1 pseudogene is annotated in these 602 nt (G+C 19.6%); it reads left to right on the top strand.

Annotated features, from left to right (window positions below):
• Positions 1-602 (top strand): annotated as a pseudogene (locus tag VN21_RS18790) (HAMP domain-containing histidine kinase); the annotation flags it as partial.

Consider the following 602-nt stretch of genomic DNA (forward strand, 5'->3'; position numbering starts at 1 on the left):
ATATATTTAGTTATATTTATAGTAGTGATAGTTAATATAAATATAATTGCAGATCTTAGATTAGAAAAGGTTTTGAATAGTTTAATATATATAGATACAATGATTTTAGTTGTATGTATTGCTTTCTTTATACTTGGATATAGTTCATACATAAAAAACTATAAAAGCTTATTTGAATATATAAATAATAATAAAACATACGAATTTAAAAATAATAAGCTAAAAGAAGTTATAGATAATAAATTATTAGAAAATGAAAATACAGTAGAAAGTTTAAAAAAAGAAATTGAAGAGATAAATGACTATATGACTAAATGGATACATGAGATTAAAATTCCTATTGCTGTTTTAGAAATTATTAGTCAAAGGGTAAAAGAGCTAGAAAATAAATATTTTGGTAATTATGAGTTACACAAACAAATAAATATTGAACTTAAACGAATTGATAGTTTAGTTCAACAAGCTTTATATATCAGCAAAAGTGGAGATTACAGTTCCAACTTTTTAATAGAAGAAATAAATTTAGAAAAAATAGTAAAAGAAATTATAAAAAAGAATAAATATTTATTTATATACAATAAGATAGATTTAAATATAGGGAA

Origin of the sequence: Paraclostridium benzoelyticum, from assembly GCF_001006285.1 — a bacterium.
GTDB lineage: Bacteria > Bacillota > Clostridia > Peptostreptococcales > Peptostreptococcaceae > Paraclostridium > Paraclostridium benzoelyticum.